11 protein-coding genes are annotated in these 16,173 nt (G+C 69.3%); 5 read left to right on the forward strand and 6 right to left on the reverse strand.

The features are described from left to right. Positions 1-9 precede the first annotated feature (9 nt). The 6 genes from ABMY26_RS32685 to ABMY26_RS32710 form a co-directional block, all read right to left on the reverse strand. Positions 10-1,137, reverse strand: coding sequence for an ABC transporter permease (locus ABMY26_RS32685; RefSeq protein WP_372400354.1), 1,128 nt, complete (start codon positions 1,135-1,137; stop codon positions 10-12). Positions 1,138-1,140: 3 nt separating this feature from the next. Next, positions 1,141-3,897, reverse strand: coding sequence for a ribosome-associated ATPase/putative transporter RbbA (gene rbbA / locus ABMY26_RS32690; protein WP_372400355.1), 2,757 nt, complete (start codon positions 3,895-3,897; stop codon positions 1,141-1,143). After that, positions 3,894-5,135: an HlyD family secretion protein gene (locus ABMY26_RS32695; RefSeq protein WP_372400356.1), complete on the reverse strand. Its 1,242-nt coding sequence runs from the start codon at positions 5,133-5,135 to the stop codon at positions 3,894-3,896. Before ABMY26_RS32695 ends, rbbA begins: the two co-directional genes overlap by 4 nt. Further along, positions 5,132-6,736, reverse strand: a complete 1,605-nt coding sequence (locus ABMY26_RS32700; protein WP_372400357.1) for an MBL fold metallo-hydrolase — start codon at positions 6,734-6,736, stop codon at positions 5,132-5,134. Before ABMY26_RS32700 ends, ABMY26_RS32695 begins: the two co-directional genes overlap by 4 nt. A 185-nt stretch (positions 6,737-6,921) precedes the next feature. Continuing rightward, complete coding sequence (locus ABMY26_RS32705) at positions 6,922-8,421, reverse strand: thymidine phosphorylase family protein (RefSeq protein ID WP_372400358.1); 1,500 nt, start codon at positions 8,419-8,421, stop codon at positions 6,922-6,924. A 287-nt stretch (positions 8,422-8,708) separates the two neighbouring features. Next, positions 8,709-9,773 carry a LacI family DNA-binding transcriptional regulator gene (locus ABMY26_RS32710; protein WP_372400359.1) on the reverse strand — a complete coding sequence of 355 codons (1,065 nt, stop codon included), beginning with the start codon at positions 9,771-9,773 and terminating at the stop codon, positions 8,709-8,711. A gap of 374 nt (positions 9,774-10,147) precedes the next feature. On the opposite strand from ABMY26_RS32710, the gene ABMY26_RS32715 reads away from it, so the two are divergent. The 5 genes from ABMY26_RS32715 (at position 10,148) to ABMY26_RS32735 (ending at position 16,155) form a co-directional block, all read left to right on the forward strand. After that, positions 10,148-10,792, forward strand: a complete 645-nt coding sequence (locus ABMY26_RS32715) for a gluconokinase (RefSeq protein ID WP_372400360.1) — start codon at positions 10,148-10,150, stop codon at positions 10,790-10,792. Then, on the forward strand, positions 10,789-11,373 hold the full coding sequence (locus tag ABMY26_RS32720) for a TRAP transporter small permease (protein WP_372400361.1): 585 nt from the start codon (positions 10,789-10,791) through the stop codon (positions 11,371-11,373). Before ABMY26_RS32715 ends, ABMY26_RS32720 begins: the two co-directional genes overlap by 4 nt. Positions 11,374-11,425: 52 nt before the next feature. Then, on the forward strand, positions 11,426-12,703 hold the full coding sequence (locus ABMY26_RS32725) for a TRAP transporter large permease (protein ID WP_372400362.1): 1,278 nt from the start codon (positions 11,426-11,428) through the stop codon (positions 12,701-12,703). Between the two features lie 49 nt (positions 12,704-12,752). Then, on the forward strand, positions 12,753-13,772 hold the full coding sequence (locus ABMY26_RS32730; RefSeq protein ID WP_372400363.1) for a TRAP transporter substrate-binding protein: 1,020 nt from the start codon (positions 12,753-12,755) through the stop codon (positions 13,770-13,772). A 298-nt stretch (positions 13,773-14,070) separates the two neighbouring features. Then, entirely contained in the window at positions 14,071-16,155 is a 2,085-nt protein-coding gene (locus tag ABMY26_RS32735) for a methyl-accepting chemotaxis protein (protein ID WP_372400364.1), read from the forward strand. Positions 16,156-16,173: the final 18 nt, after the last annotated feature.

A 16,173-nucleotide genomic window follows, 5' to 3' on the forward strand; every position in this document is an offset into this window, starting at 1 on the left:
AACGCCCCCTCACCGGAAATTCGCCAGATGCCTTCTGAACCGCGCCAGGCTCCAGGCGAAGAACAGCGCGCCGATGCCGGCGGTCGCCGCAAACCTCGGCCACACCACGTCGAAGCCGGCGCCGCGGAACAGGATCGCCTGGGCAAAGGCCACGAAATGGGTCGAGGGTGACAGCTGCATCGCCATCTGCAGCCATTCCGGCTCGCTTTCCAGCGGGGTGAAGCCGCCGGACAGCATGTTCATCGGCAGCACGATCAGGATGAACAGCAGCCCCAGCTGTGGCATCGAGCGCGCCACCGTGCCGAGGAAGATGCCGAGCGCCGTCGCGAAGAACAGGTACAGCGCCGTTCCCGCCAGGAACAGCGGCACCGATCCGGCCAGCGGCACCGACAGGAGGCCGCGCAGCACGGCATAGAGCGCCACCAGCGTCATCACCAGGATCACCGCGCCGTTCGCCAGCACCTTGGCGGTCATGATCTCGGACGGGCGGACCGGCATCACCAGCAGATGTTCCAGCGTGCCATGCTCGCGCTCGCGGATCAGGGCGGCGCCGGCCAGCAGCACCGCCAGCATGGTGACGTTGCTGACCACCGACATGGTGCCGGTGAACCATTTGGTGTCGAGCGCCTCGTTGTAGGCGACGCGGAGCTGGAGCGACACCGGGGCGGCGGTGCCGTCGGCCTCGCGGCGGACGAAGCGGCCGACCTCGTCGTCGACGATGCCCTGGATGGTGCCGGCGCCGATGCCGGCCTGCATCATCGCGGTGGCGTCGATCAGCAGCTGGATCGTCGGGCTGCGCCCGGCCAGAACGTCGGCCTGGAAATCCGGCGGGATGTCGAGGACGAAGGTGTAGCGGGCCGAATCCATCGCCGGATCGACCTCGGCATGGCCGATCATCGCCGGGGTCTGGAATTCCGGTTTGTGGAAGCTGGAGGCCAGCCGCTGCGACAGGGTCGAGCGGTCCTCGTCCACGATGGCGATGGCGGCGTTGTGCAACTCGTGCGAGATGCCGGTCGCTTGGCTGTAGACGGAAAAGGTGAAGGAATAGACGACGAAGCCCAGCATGAAGACGTCACGCAGCAGGCTGATCCATTCCTTGCGAGCGAGCGTCAGGCTGTTGCGGAGGAAGCGCGCCATGGTTCAGCGCTCCTGTTTCGGCAGGAAGGCGACGCCGAGCGCCAGGAACACCGGCACGAAGGCGGCGGTCGCCAGGATGAAGGGGAGAAGCTCCGGCAGGGCCAGACCCTTGGTGAAGGCGCCGACCGACACTTTCAGGAAATGGGTGGTGGGGAACAGCGTGCCGAACAGCCATGCCCCGCCCTCCAGGGTCGCCACCGGTTGCAGCATGCCGGAGAATTGCGTGGCCGGCAGCATGGTGACGATGGCGGTGCCGAACACCGCGGCGGTCTGGGTCGCGGTGAAGACCGAGATCAGCAGCCCCAGCGCCGTGGTCGCCACCACATAGACCAGCCCGCCCAGGAGCAGTCCGGTCAGGCTTCCCTTCACCGGCACGCCGAACAGGGTGACGGCCATGGCGACCATCAGCAGCAGGTTGAAGGCGGCCAGCCCGATATAGGGCAATTGCTTGCCCAGCAGGAACTCCAGCCGTGTCACCGGGGTGACGTAGAGGTTGGTGATCGAGCCCAGCTCCTTCTCCCGCACCACGCCGAGCGCGGCGAGGATGGCGGGGATGAAGACCAGCAGCAGGCCGATGGTGCTGGGAACCATGGCGTCCAGGCTGCGGAAGGCCTGGTTGTAGCGGTAGCGCATCTCCAGGGTGGCCGGCGAGGCGGGCAGGGCGACACCGGATGCGGTGGCGGCATCCTCGATGAAGCGCTGATGGATGCCGGAGACGTAGCCCTGGATGGTCTCGGCCCGGAAGGGCATGGCGCCGTCGATGCGCACCGCCAGTTCCGGCACCCGGCCGCGGCGCAGGTCGCGGCCGAAGCCTTCGGGGATCTCGATGGTCAATGAGGCGTCGCCCCGTTGCAGGCGGAGCGCGAGGTCGCGGGCGTCCACGGCGGGAGCGGTGGCGCGGAAGCTGCGCGAGCCGTCGAACTGCTCGACATAGGCGCGGCTTTCCGGCGTGCGGTCGTGGTCCAGCACGGCGAAGGTGAGGTTCTCGACATCCATGGTGATGCCGAAGCCGAAGACCAGCATCAGCAGCACGGTGCCGAGCAGGGCCACGGTGAGCCGGACCGGATCGCGGCGGAGTTCGAGCGTTTCGCGCCATGCGTAGGCCAGCAGCCGGCGGCTGGAGAGGCGGGAAGACCCCCTCACCCTCCCCACTTCGTGGGGCCCCTCCCTCTCCCGGGGCGGGAGAGGGTGATTCTCCTCGGTTTGGGATTGAGGATCCCCCTCCGCCTGCCGCATGAAGCCGATGAAGGCGTCGTCCAGCGTTTCGGCCTGCTGCCGGCGGCGCAGCTCGTCGGGCGGGCCGGCGGCGATGACGCGGCCGGCATTCATGAAGGCGACGCGGTCGCAGCGCGCCGCCTCGTTCATGAAGTGGGTGGAGACGAAGATCGTCACCCCCTGGTCGCGCGAGAGCGCGATCAGGTCGCGCCAGAACTGGTCGCGCGCCACCGGATCGACGCCGGAGGTCGGCTCGTCGAGGATCAGCAGCTCCGGTTCGTGCAGGATGGCGACCGCCAGCGACAGCCGCTGCCGCACCCCCAGCGGCAGCCGGTCGGCCACCGCGTCGATGTAGGGAGACAGGCCGAAGCGCTCGACCAGCGCGGCCAGCCGGGGCGCCGCATCGTCCAGGCCGAACAGGCGGGCGTGCAGGTCCATGTTCTGCCGCACCGTCAGCTCGCCATAGAGCGAGAAGGATTGCGCCATGTAGCCGACGCGGCGGCGGCCCTCCAGGTCGCCGGCATCGACCGGCTTGCCGAACAGCAGCGCCTCGCCGGAGCTGGCGGGCAGCAGGCCGGTCAGCATCTTCATGGTGGTGGTCTTGCCGCAGCCGTTGGATCCCAGGAAGCCGAAGATCTCGCCGCGGCCGATGCGGAAGCCGACATCCGATACCGCGGTGAAATCGCCGAATCGGCGGGTCAGGCCGCGCGCCTCGATGGCCGGCTCGGCGCCGTCGGCCTCGGCCGGGCGGGGCGGGACGATCAGGCGCTCATGGCCGCGCCCGGCATCGCCGGGCAGCAGGGCGACGAAGGCCTCCTCCAGATCGGCGGCGCCGGTCCGCGCCTTCACCGCCGCCGGCGTGTCGTAGGCCAGCAGGCGGCCGGCATCCATCATCAGCACCCGGTCGAACCGCTCCGCCTCGTCCATGTAGGAGGTGGCGACCAGCAGGGTCATGCCGGGCCGGCCGGCGCGGATGCGGGCGATCAGCTCCCAGAACTGCCGGCGGGAGAGCGGGTCGACGCCGGTCGTCGGCTCGTCGAGGATCAGCAGGTCGGGGTCGTGCAGCAGGGCGCAGCACAGGCCGAGCTTCTGCTTCATGCCGCCCGACAGCTTGCCGGCCGGCCGGTCGGGGAAGGGGGCCAGCCCGGTCGATTCCAGAAGGTCGGCGATGCGGCTCCGGCGCTCGGCGGCGTCGAGGCCGAACAGGCGGCCGAAGAACTGCAGGTTCTCCGCGACGCTGAGGTCGGCATAGAGGTTGCGGCCCAGCCCCTGCGGCATGTAGGCGATGCGCGGCTGGAGCGCCGCCCGCCCGCGCCGGTCGGCGAGGTCGGTGCCGAGCACGCGGATGGTGCCCTGCTGGATCTTCTTGGCGGTGGCGATCAGGCCGAGCAGGGTCGATTTGCCGACGCCGTCCGGGCCGATGATCGCGACGCCGGCACCGGCGGGGATGTCGAGCGCGATCTCCTCCAGCGCCACCGTCCCGCCATAGCGGTGCCGCACGCCCGACAGCGAGACGGCGTTGGTGCCGGCGGGAGCGGGTGTCATGATAATGCCCTCTCCCGTCCCGGGAGAGGGAGGGGCCCCGCCGGAGGCGGGGAGGGTGAGGGGTGAGCCAGGAAATCTGAACCGCATGGCTTCGTGCCCACCCCCTCACCCTTCCCACCGCTTTGCGGCGGGCCCCTTCCCTCTCCCGGGGCGGGAGAGGGAGCCATTTCGGCGAAGTCATGCTGTGCCTCCCCCTCACCCCGACCCTCTCCCCGGGGGGGAGAGGGAGATATCGGCGGCGGAGAGGGAGACTCTCCGCGGGTCAGGGTCGACTCCAGCCAGTCGGGCCAGACCGCCTTGTCGTCCAGCTTCACATAGGCCATGCCGGTCAGGCCGGTCTTCACCCGCTCGATGTAGCGGGTGACCAGCGCCTCCGGGACGCGGGCCTTGACGCGGAACATCATGCGGTCGCGTTCGGACTTGGTTTCCACCTGCTTGGGCGTGAACTGGGCGCGCGGCGCGACGAAGGTGACGGCGGCGGGGATCGCGGTGCCGGGAACCGCGTCCAGCAGGATGCGCGCCTCCGCCCCCAGCGCGAGATTTCCCGCCGTGCCGGTCGGCAGGAAGAAGGTCATGTAGACGTTGGACAGGTCGAGCAGCGTCGCCGCCTTGCCGCCGGCCGCCAGCACCTCGCCCGGTTCGGACAGGCGGTAGAGCACGCGCGACTTGCGCGGCGCCTTCAGCACGCCGTCGGCGACCAGATCTGCCAGCCGGTCGACGTCGCCGGCCGCGGCGGTTATGGCCTCGTCGGCGCTGGCGAGGTGGCTCTTGGCCGCCTCCAGCGCGGCATCGGCGGTGCGGCGGCTGTTGCGCGCCTGATCGACCCGCTGTTCGGCGACATGGCCCTTGCCGAACAGGATCAGCGCCCGTTCCATCTCCTTGGCGGCGAAGTCGGCCTCGCTCGCGCGCTGGGCGACCAGCGCCACCGATTCCTCGCGCGTGCGGCGGGACTGGCGCAGCTGCGCCTCGGCGGAGCGGAGCTGCGCTTCCAGGTCGCGGGTGTCGAGCGTGGCGATGACGGCGCCGGCCTCCACCAGGTCGCCTTCCTCGACCGGGATGGTCAGGACGCGGGCGGCGTATTTGGTGGCGACGTCGATCTCGTTCGCCTCGATCCGGCCGTTGCCGGAGGCGAAGCCGGCGGGCAGCCGGTTGCCCTGCATCGCCCGCCAGCCATAGGCGGCCCCGGCGCCGAGCAGCGCCAGCAGGGCCACGGCGATCAGAAGGCGCTTGAAGGTCATGGCAGGGTTCCCTTTCCAGCTGTTCCACCGGTGTCCAGCGCCCCCATCACGCCGGCCAGGATGCGGTCGCGCGCGTCGTCGTCGGGGGCGGCATCCAGCGTGCGGCGCAGTGCCAGCAGCGCCTCGGCATAGCGGTTGTGCCAGTCGCGGCCGGCAAGCCCGGCGGCGGCGAGGCGGGCATGGTGCTCGGCCGGTTCCAGCGGGCGCGGGGCGGCGAGATCGACGCGGTCGTCCAGCGCGGGCAGGGCGATGCGCTCCGGCGCCCAGCCCTTGTCGAGCAGGCCCTGGCGGAGCGAGGCGCGGGCGGCCTCCTCGCCATGGACCAGGAACAGGCCGTGGCCGACGCCGTGCCGTGCCGCAACCCAATCGAGCAGGGCCGAGCGGTCGGCATGGCCGGAATAGACGTCGATGAAGCGCAGCCGCGCCTTCACCGCGATCTCCTCGCCATGGATGCGGACGCGGGGCGTGCCCTCCTGCAGCAGCCGGCCGAGCGTGCCGGGCGCCTGGTAGCCGACCAGAAGGACGGTGTCCTGCGGGCGCCACAGCCGGTTCTTCAGGTGATGGCGGATGCGGCCGGCATCGCACATGCCGCTTGCGGCCATGACGATGGCGCCGCCGGACAGGCTGTTCAGCCGCTGGCTCTCCGGCACGCTGCGGACATGGTGGAGGTTGGCGCGGGTGAAGGGATCGCCGTCGGTTTCCAGGTCGTCGAGATGGCGGCGGAAGACGCCGGTCACCGCGTCGGCCAGCGGCGAATCGAGGAAGACATCCACCGCCGGCAGCCGCCCGCTGTCGAACAGGCAGTCGAGGTCGTAGAGCAGTTCCTGCGTGCGCTCCACCGCAAAGACCGGGATCAGCAGCACGCCGCCGGCCGCCAGCGCCGCCGTCACCTCCGCCAGCAGCACCGCCTGCCGCCCGGCCTCGTCGAGGTCGGTGCGGTCGCGGTCGCCGTAGGTGGTTTCCAATATCATCCAGTCGGGCCGCTCGGGGCCATCGGCATCGGCGTGGAAGCTCTTGCCGCCGGGGCCGAGGTCGCCGGAGAACAGGATGCGGGTGGGGTCCGCAACGCCGTCGGTGACTTCGATCTCGATGGAGGCGGAGCCCAGGATGTGGCCGGCCTGCCAGAAGCGGGCGCGCAGGCCCGGCAGGATCTGGACCCAGCGGTCGTACTCGACCCGGCGCAGCCGGCGCAGGCTGCGGATGGCGTCGTCCTGGGTGTAGATCGGCTGGACGGCGGCCCGGCCGCGCTGGCGGTTGCGTCGGTTCAGCCGCTCCACCTCGCCCTCCTGGATGTAGCCGCTGTCGGGCAGCATGTAGTCCAGCAGGTCGACCGTGCCGCCGGTGGCGAAGATTCGGCCGCGGAAGCCCAGCCGCGTCAGCTTGGGCAGCAGGCCGGAATGGTCGATGTGGGCATGGGTCAGCAGCACCGCCCGGATCGAGGCGGGGTCGAAGGGAAAGGGCCGGTAGTTCAGTTCCCGGATCGTCTTGGTGCCCTGGAACATGCCGCAATCGACCAGCACGTCGCCTTCGGGCGTCGACAGGCGGAAGCAGGAGCCGGTCACCGTTCCGGCGGCGCCGTGGAAGGTCAGTGACAGGGACATCGGAAGGCTCCTTCTTCTGAACATTCCCTCTCCCCCCCGGGGAGAGGGAAGGGGCCCGCCGCGAAGCGGTGGGAAGGGTGAGGGGTGATCCAAGGAACCATGCGGTTCTCAAATCCCGCACTGCCCCTCACCCTCCCCACTTCGTGGGTCCCCTCCCTCTCCCGGGGCGGGAGAGGGCATTGTTGTCACCCCACCACCACCCCGCTGCCCTCCGCCGCAAAGGCCTGGGCGAAGGTGAAGTCGGCGTTGGTGCCGGCATGGATGCGGTAGAGCGGCTCGCCCCGGCGCACGCGCTCGCCGACCTTGCGCAGCAGGTCGATGCCCGCCCCCTTGTCGTTGGGGGCGCCGGCCAGCCGCGCGATGCGGGCGAGGCGGTAGCAGTCGAGCGAGGAGACGACCCCGTCGGCCGGGGCCGCGACCTCGGCGACCAGCGTGCCGAGGGTCGCCACCGCGGGCGGCGGCCCCTGCATGGCGATGATCCTCTCCATGGTGGCGAGTGCGGCGCCCGACTCCAGCAGGTCGCGCGCCCGGCTGCCGCCGGCACCGCCGCGAACCGCCGGGTCGAATTCCAGGATGCGGCCGGCCAGCAGCAGGGCGCGCTCCCTGAGGTCGGCCGGGGCGGCTGGATCGTTGCGTAGCACCGCCATGACGTCGCGCGCCTCCAGCACCGGGCCGATGCCGCGCCCGACCGGCTGCGAGCCGTCGGTGAGCGCCACCTCCAGCGTCAGGCCGAGCCGGTCGCCGACATGCTCGAACAGCTTGCGCAGCCGCACCGCCTCGCCCGCGTTGCGGATCTTGGCGCTGGGGCCGACCGGGATGTCGATCAGCAGATGGGTGGAGCCGGCCGCCACCTTCTTCGACAGGATGGAGGCGACCAGCTGTTCGCGGGTGTCGATGGCCAGCGGCCGTTCGACCGAGATCAGGATGTCGTCGGCCGGCGACAGCCGGACATGGCCGCCCCAGACCAGGCAGCCCTTGGCCTCGCGCACCAGCGCCTGCATGCGCTCGACCGGAATGTCTACGTTGGCCAGCACCTCCATGGTGTCGGCGGTGCCGGCGGGCGAGGTGATGGCGCGCGACGACGTCTTCGGGATCGGCAGGCCGTGCGCCGCGACGATCGGCACGACGATCATCGAGGTGCGGTTGCCGGGGATGCCGCCGATGCAATGCTTGTCGGCGATGGTCCGCGGCAGCCCGTCAAGGCCGTCCCAATGCAGCCGGGTGCCGGCGGCGATCATGGCGCGGGTCAGGCCCAGCACCTCCGCCGTGGTCATGAAGCTGGCGCAGGCGATCAGGAAGGCGGCGATCTCGATCTTGGAATAGCGCAGGTCGGTGACGTCGCGGATGATCGCGGCCAGCTGGGCGTCGTCCAGGGCGGCGCCGCCGACCTTGGCGCGCACCAGCTCGAAGCTCTCCGGCGGGGTGGGCGGCACCAGATGCACCGCCGAGCCTGCGGCCAGCCCGAGCCGGCGGAAGGCCGGGGCCGACAGGCCGATCTCGTCCGGTCCGACGATGGCGTCGTCATCGACGATGTTCAGCACCGCCAGCAGGGAGCGGCCGTCGTTCCGCACCTCCACCCGCCCCAGCCCGAGGAAATCCTCGACATGGTAGCGGGTGCAGCGCCGGTTGAGGAAGGCGACATTCTCCCGGACGGTGTCGATCGCCAGATGTCGGAGCGTCAGCATGCCCCTCAGTCTACGCCCGGCCCTGCCGGCCTGAGACGCCGAGCCTGCGCGGCAGCCATGCCGTCCGCCGGGCTCCGCGGTTGATCCGCATCATTGGCGGGGCGGAGGGGATGTGGTTCGGGGGGCGGCGTCTTGCCCCCTCCCTAACCCTCCCCCGCTTTGCGGGAGAGGGAACTCTGCTGCACTCCCGCAAAACTCCTCCCCCCTCTCCCGCGATCGGACCGGCCTTCGGCCGGCCGAGAGCGGGGGAGGGATGGGGAGGGGGCATGCGCTGCAACCCCTCCCCCTCAGGTGCTCTCCCGCGCGATGAAGGTCAGCCCAAGGTCGAGCTGGCGTTGCGCCGGCTCCTTGCCGTCCATCAGGTCGATGAGCATGGCGGCGGCATGGCGGCCGATGGCGTAGCGCGGCGTGGCGACGGTGGTCAGGGTCGGAGTCGTCCAGGCCGAGGCCGGCAGGTCGTTGAAGCCGGCGACGGCGAGCTGGCCGGGCACGCGGATGCCACGGCGCTGGCACTGGAACAGCGCGCCCTGCGCCAGGTCGTCGTTGCAGAAGAACACGGCGTCGCAGTCGCTGTTCTCGGCCATCAGCCGGTCGATCATCGCCGCCCCCAGATGGATGGAGGAGGGGTCGGGCAGGCGCCACACCCGCTTCTCGTCATACAGGCCGGCCTCCTCCAGCGCGCGGCGGTAGCCGTCCAGGCGGGCGAGCGTGCGGGGGTCGAGCTGCACCGCCACGAAGCCGATGCGGCGATAGCCGCGCTCCAGCAGGTGGGTGGTCATCAGCCGGCCGCCCTCCTCCTGCGAACAGCCGACGCTGAGGCTGTCGGGGTCGTCCAGCAGCTCCATCATGTGGACGGTCGGGCTGCTCAGCGCCGACAGGTAGGTGCGGGCGATCTCGGTGTGGTCGGTGCCGGTCAGCAGGATGCCGTCGGGCTGGAACTGCAGGTAGGTGCGGATCAGCCGCTCCTCCTCCTCCGGGGAATAGTGGGTGACGCCGATCAGGGCGCGGTAGCCGCGCGGCAGCAGCATGTCGTGGATGCCGGCCAGCGTCTCCACGAAGACCATGTTGGTCATCGACGGAATCAGCACCGCCACCGTCATCGAGCGCGCCGACGCCAGCGCGCTGGCCGCCTGGTTCGGCACGTAGCCCATCGACTGCGCGGTGTCGAGGATGCGCTGGCGCAGGTCCGGCATCACCAGTTCCGGTCGCTTGAAGGCGCGCGACACGGTGATGGCGCTGACGCCCACCCGTTCCGCGACGTCCGCCATCGTCGCGCGCCCGGTGCGCGAGGAGCGCGGCTTGCGCGTCTTGACCGCCAGGGGGGGCACCCGATCACCGCCATGCGTCGTCACGAGGGTCCATCCTTCCAATGCGGGCCAATTCCGGCCAATTCCGGCCGGCGCGACGAAGGGTCGCGCGGACCGGCTGATTACAGTCCCGTATCATGGGCCACAAGAGCCGCCGGCGTCGCAGGGCCTTCGCCCGCATCCTCCGGCTCCGTTCCTCAGTTCGTCCGCAACTCAAACAAAACTCTTTACCGGCGTCAAGGTTAGCGCTAACAGTATCGCCATCTCGCCTGGACGTCATCCACGCATTCCAGCCACTGGGCCGGGACGCTACAGGTGACCTTGCGATGATAGCGCTAACATGGATATGTCAGTGCGCGGCGGTGTCGCAACGACGCTGCGATGCCGCCGCGCACCCGGGAATCGGGAACAAAAGGCTCATGAACGGTCCCCCCATTGTGCCGCCCCTTGTGCAGTCCGCCGGGGCGCCGCCCGCCGCGCCGCCCGCCGTCCCGCCGGTCGTCGTGGTGATGGGCGTGGCCGGCTGCGGCAAGTCCAGCGTCGGCCAAGGCCTGGCCGATGCGCTGGGCGTCGGGTTCGTCGAAGGCGACGCGCACCATCCGCCGGCCAACATCGCCAAGATGTCGTCCGGCATCCCGCTGACCGACGCCGACCGCGACGGCTGGCTGGGCACGCTGGCCGGCTTCATCGCCGATGCCGACCGAGAGGGCCGCGGGCTGGTGGTCGCCTGTTCGGCGCTGAAGCGGCGCTATCGCGACCGGCTGCGCGGCGACAGCGGGAAGGTGCTGTTCCTGCATCTGTTCGGCGACAAGGCGCTGATCCTGTCGCGCATGGGGGCGCGAACCGCCCATTTCATGCCGACGGCCCTGGTCGACAGCCAGTTCGCCGACCTGGAACCGCCGGCCGCGGACGAGTGCGCCCTGTCCTATGAGGTGACGCTGCCGGCCGATGCCATCGTCGCCGACGCGTATACCCGCCTCACCGGCGGCGAAGACAAACAAGATCGTGGCGGCGCAGCCGCCGGGTCAAGGAATGGCGGCGCAGCCGCCGGGAGGAACGCATGAAACGCGTGGCGGATCTGCTGGAGCGGATCACCGAATGGATCATGGCGCTGATGCTGGCGGTCATGGTCGGTCTTGTCTTCGGCAACGTCGTCCTGCGCTACATCTTCAACAGCGGCATCGTCGCGGCGGAAGAGATCGCGCGGCTGATGTTCGTGTGGCTGGTGTTCCTGGGCGCCACCGTGGCGCTGCGCCACCAGCGCCATCTGGGGCTGGAGATCCTGCAGAGCCGCCTGCCGGCCAAGGCGCGCCGGGTCTGCGCGGTGATCGCGCATCTGCTGATGCTGTACGCCCTGTGGCTGTTCGTGCAGGGGAGCTGGATGCAGCTGCTGATCGGCATGGAGACCTTCTCCACCGTCCTGCGCTTCCCCATGGCCTTCTATGCCGCGGCCGGCTTCTTCCCGGCCATCGCCATGGCGCTGACCGTGCTGACCAACCTGTGGAAGATCGTCACCGACCAGCCGGACGCCCGCATCCCCGGCAATCCCGACACGACGCTGGACCATCCGGAGTCGCACGGCCCCGCGGTGGCGCCGCCGGCGCCGGGCGCCCAGGGCGGCAGCGCCGCCGTCGCCAAGCACTGAACCCAGCCCCCAAGACAAACGTCGCAGGTCTTCTGCGGACGGAGTTGCCGCCATGACTCTCACCATTTTCCTGGGTTCGCTGTTCGGCTTCATGCTGCTCGGCATGCCCATCGCCTTCGCGCTGATGCTGACCGGCGTCGCGCTGATGGTCCACCTCGACTTCTTCGACGCCCAGCTGGTCGCCCAGAACATGCTGAGCGGCGCCGACAACTATCCGCTGATGGCGGTGCCCTTCTTCATCCTGGCCGGCGAGCTGATGAATGCCGGCGGCATCTCCCAGCGCATCATCAACCTGGCGGTCAGCCTGGTCGGCCACATCAAGGGCGGCCTCGGCTACGTCACCATCGGCGCGTCGGTGATGCTGGCCAGCCTGTCGGGCTCGGCCATCGCCGACACCGCGGCGCTCGCCACCCTGCTGATCCCGATGATGCGCGACCACGGCTATCCGGTGCCGCGCTCGGCCGGCCTGATCGCGTCGGGCGGCATCATCGCCCCGATCATCCCGCCCAGCATGCCCTTCATCATCTTCGGCGTGACCACCAACACCTCGATCAGCGCGCTGTTCATGGCCGGCATCGTGCCCGGCCTGCTGATGGGCATCGGCCTGGTCGGCGCCTGGATGTTCGTGGTGCGCGACATGACGGTCAAGCTGCAGCCGAAGGCGAGCGGGCGCGAGCGGCTGAAGGCGCTGGGCGACGGCGTATGGGCGCTGGCCCTGCCGGTCATCATCATCGGCGGCCTGCGCGGCGGCATCTTCACGCCGACCGAGGCCGCGGTGGTCGCCGCCGTCTATTCGCTGTTCGTCGCGTTGTTCGTCTACCGTCAGGTGACGCTGCCGCAGCTGGTCCCGCTGCTGGTCCAGGCGGCGCGCACCACGGCCACCGTGATGTTCCTGTGCGCCGCGGCGCTGGTGTCGTCCTACATGGTGACGCTGGCCGACCTGCCGCAGCAGATGACCGAGCTGCTGGCCCCGCTGATGGACCATCCGAAGATGCTGATGCTGGCCATCGCCATGCTGCTGCTGGCCGTCGGCACGGTGATGGACCTGACGCCGACCATCCTGGTGCTCGGTCCGGTCCTGACCCCGCTGGCGATCAAGGCCGGCATCGACCCCGCCTATTTCGGCGTGATGTTCGTCCTGGTCGGCACGCTGGGCCTGATCCATCCGCCGGTCTGCACGGTGCTGAACGTGGTGTGCGGCGTCGCCCGCATCTCGCTGGAAAGCGCCACCAAGGGCATCTGGCCCTTCCTTCTGACCTACATCGTCCTGCTGGGCCTGCTGATCGCCGTGCCGGAGATCGTCACCGTCCCGCTGCACATGTTCCACTGAGCCTCGAAGACCAACCACAACGAAACGCCTGAAGAAGGGGAGTTCCACCATGTTCCGCAAGCTTCTGCTCGCCACCGGCCTCGCCGCCGCCCTGCTCGCCCCGGTCGCCGCCGCGACGACCGCCTCGGCGCAGGAGGTCAAGACCCGCATCATCCGCTTCGGCTACGGCCTGTCGGAAAGCAGCAACCAGGGCCGCGCCGTCAAGTTCCTCGCCGAGGAGATGTCCAAGCGCAGCGGCGGCAAGTTCAAGATGAAGGGCTTCGGCGACGCCAGCCTGGGCAGCGACATCCAGATGCAGAACGCCCTGATCGGCGGCGCGCAGGAGATGATGGTGGGTTCCACCGCCACGCTCGTCGGCATCGTCAAGGATTTCGGCGTCTACGACCTGCCCTTCCTGTTCAACAACGAGAAGGAGGCCGACGCCGTCCTCGACGGCCCGTTCGGCGAGAAGCTGCTGAAGGCGCTGAACGACAAGGGTCTTGTCGGGCTGGTCTATTGGGAGAACGGCTTCCGCAACCTGACCAACAGCAAGCGGCCGATCACCAAGATCGAGGACATGGGCGGCATCAAGCTGCGCGTGATGCAGAACCCGGTCTACATCGACATGTTCAACCGCTTCGGCGCCAACGCGGTGCCGCTGGCCTTCTCCGAGCTGTTCACCGCGCTGGAGACCGGCACGGTCGACGGCCAGGAGAACCCGGTCACGACCATCCAGTCCTCCAAGTTCTATGAAGTCCAGAAGTACCTGACCATCTCCCGCCACGTCTACAGCCCGTGGATCGTGCTGGCCAGCAAGCGCTGGTACGACGGCCTGTCGGCCGACGAGAAGAAGATCCTGAACGAGTCCGCCGTCGCCTCGCGCGAGTTCGAGCGCAAGGACAGCCGCGAGGCCTCGGCCCAGAGCGTGGCCTACCTGAAGGAGAAGGGCATGCAGATCAACGAGCTGAGCCCGGCCGAGCTCGACCGCATGCGCGGGATGGTCAAGCCCGCCTTCGACAAGTACGCCGCCGACGGCGGTGCCGAAATCCTGAAGGACATCCAGGCCGCCATCGCCGCCGCCCGCAAGTAAGCAACGGCGCCGCAGCACCGACGACGGAAGGGGCGGTCCGGAAAGCCGGGCCGCCCCTTTTCCTTATCCCATTGGGGCGGCAGGTGAAGCACGGTCGGAGATGCAAGGGATATGACGGTGTGAAGCGGAGAAACACCTTTTCATTATCGGGTATTGATATTTCAGACTGTAGAACGATTATGATAATCATTATCCGCGCTCTTTATGACACTTCTAAAACTTTATCTTCTTTTTCTGGACGCAACCCCGTGCATCAGGCGATGGTAATACGTCGAGTGGGCTATGGATGGGGTTTGCGATGTTCGGGAAGCTGCCGTTGGTCACCAAGCTGGTGCTGGCGATCGGCTTGGTTCTGGTGATCGGATTGGGAGCCGGCACGGTCGGGATCTCGGCCAAGGGCGGCGCCGACACCGACGCGCTGTCCTTCAAGGCGGGGGACGAGCTGGGCAGGTACCATTCGGCGGTCGTCGAACGCCGGCTGAACGATGCGCTGGGCATCAGCCGGCTGATGGGCACCACGCTGCTGAGCCTGAAACGAAACGGGGTCGCCGACCGCGGCACGCTGAACGACTGGCTGAAAAGCCTGCTGGAGAGCAACGGCAACCTGATCGGCGTGTGGGTCGGCATGGAGCCGAACGCGCTGGACGGCAAGGATTCCGCCTTCGTCAACAGTCCCGGCAGCGATGCCAGCGGCCGCTTCATTCCCTATTGGAACCGCGGCGGCGGCAAGATCCAGCTGGAGGCTCTGGTCGGCTATGACGATCCCGGGCCGGACGGTCTCTATTACCAGCAGGCCAAGCGCACCGGCCGGGAAGTGATCGTCGAGCCCTACAGCTATGTCGTCGCCGGCAAGAGCATCCTGATGGTGTCGCTGGTGGTGCCGATCATGGAAGGCGGCAAATTCATCGGCGTCGCCGGCGTCGACATCGCCACCGACGAGATCTGGAACGAGCTGAAGTCGGCCAAGCCCTTCGATACGGGTTCGGTCTTCCTGATCTCCAACGGCGGGCTGTGGGCGGGCTATTCCAACCGCGACCATCTGGGCAAACCCATCGACCAGACCAACGAAAGGCTGAAGAACGCCCTGCCTGCCATCCGCGAGGGGCGGGACTTCGCGCAATATTCGGTGTCGAAAAGCCTGAACACGGAGGTGCGCCAGCTGTTCCTGCCGGTGACGGTCGGCCGGTCGGCCACACCCTGGGCGGTTCTGGTCAACCTGCCGATGGACAGGATCGAGGCGCCGAAGCAGGAATTGCGAACCTTCATCGTCGTGGGCGCCCTGGCGCTGGCCGCCGTGCTGTTGCTGGCGCTGTGGCTGGCGACCCGCGCCATCGTCGGCCGGCCGCTGCGCCGGATCATCGCGACGGTGCAGGCGCTGACCGCCGGCCGGCGCGACGTCGAGGTGGCCGACCGCGACCGCGCCGACGAGATCGGGGCGATCAACACGGCGCTGCAGCTGTTCAAGGAGAATGCCGGCCGCGTCGCCCAGATGGAGGAGCAGCGCCGCCTTGACGATGCGCAGGCGGCCGAACGGCGCAAGCAGGAGCTGGCCCGTCTGGCCGCCGGCTTCGAGGGGTCGGTCGGCGACGTGGTCGCCGGGGTGACCGAGCAGGCGGAACGGATTCGCGCCGATTCCGAAGGGCTGTCGGCCATCGCCGAGCAGACCAACGCCCAGGCCTCGGCCGTCGCCGGAGCCGCCGACGTCGCCAGCGCCAATGTGCAGACGGTCGCCGCCGCGGCGGAGGAGCTGGCCCACTCCATCGAGGAGATCAACCAGCGCATCGCCGCCTCTTCCCGGATGGCGAACGATGCGGTGGGCGAGGTCGAAAGGACCAACGGCACCGTCGCCGGGCTGGCGCAGGCCGCGCAGAAGATCGGCGATGTCGTCAGCCTGATCCAGTCCATCGCCGGCCAGACCAACCTGCTGGCCCTGAACGCCACCATCGAGGCCGCCCGCGCGGGTGAAGCGGGGAAGGGCTTCGCCGTGGTGGCGAGCGAGGTGAAGAACCTCGCCAACCAGACCGCCAAGGCGACGGAGGAGATCGCCGCCCAGATCGCCGAGATGCAGGCGGTCAGCGGCAATGCCGTCGGCGCCATCCAATCCATCGGCCGCACCATCCTGGGCATCAGCGAGACGGTCACCGCCGTCGCCGCCGCGGCGGAGGAGCAGGGGGCGGCGACGCGCGAGATCAGCCGCAACGTCCAGCAGGCCGCGGGCGGCACGCGCGAGGTGTCGGCCAACATCGTCGGCGTCACCCGTGCCGCCGGGGAAACCGGCAGCATGGCGGCCCAGGCCCGCACCGCAGCCGACGCCCTGTCGCACCAGTCGGCCCGGCTGCGCCAGGAGGTTCAGCGCTTCGTGGAGACGATCCGCGCCGCGTAAGGGGTGCAAGGCATGACG

This window comes from Azospirillum sp. HJ39, from assembly GCF_041507355.1.
GTDB classification, from domain to species: Bacteria; Pseudomonadota; Alphaproteobacteria; order Azospirillales; family Azospirillaceae; genus Azospirillum; species Azospirillum thiophilum.